This is a genomic window from Pedococcus sp. P1_H8 (assembly GCF_056405175.1).
In genome coordinates this window covers 1-424 of record NZ_JBFUCP010000282.1, presented here as the reverse complement: position 1 = coordinate 424, position 424 = coordinate 1, and the positions used below count along the sequence as shown (strand labels likewise).

Here is a 424-nt window from a genome sequence, read left to right as displayed (position 1 = left end):
TCGGTGAACGCACCGACGGCCGCGACGGCGCTCACAGCGCGTCCATCACACGAGCGCGGTGCAGAGACGGGGTGCCCCAGGTGGTGAGCAGGGCCCGGGTCTTGGTCAGCCACAACGACAGGTCGTGTTCCTGGGTGTAGCCGATCGCGCCGTGCACCTGCAGGGCGATCCGGGAGGCGTGGTACGCCGCGTCACCGCAGGCGACCTTCGCGGCGGCGACGTCCCGACGGGCGTCGGCGGAGCCGTCGCGTACCGCCATTGCGGCGCCGAGCAGCAGCGGCCGGGCCATCTCCAGCTTCACCGCGACACCGGCGAGGTGGTGCTTGATGGACTGCTGGCTGCCGATCGCCTTGCCGAACTGCTTGCGGGCCTTGGCGTACTCGGTGGTGATCTCGAGCATGGTCGAGCCGAGGCCGAGCAGCTG

Annotated in this window: 1 protein-coding gene; it reads right to left on the bottom strand. The window is 70.8% G+C overall.

What is annotated here, in order from left to right; genetic code table 11:
- Positions 1-31 precede the first annotated feature (31 nt).
- Positions 32-424, bottom strand: a 393-nt coding sequence (locus AC1DYG_RS20015) for an acyl-CoA dehydrogenase family protein (RefSeq protein ID WP_477641590.1), incomplete at its 5' end; no start/stop codon positions are given.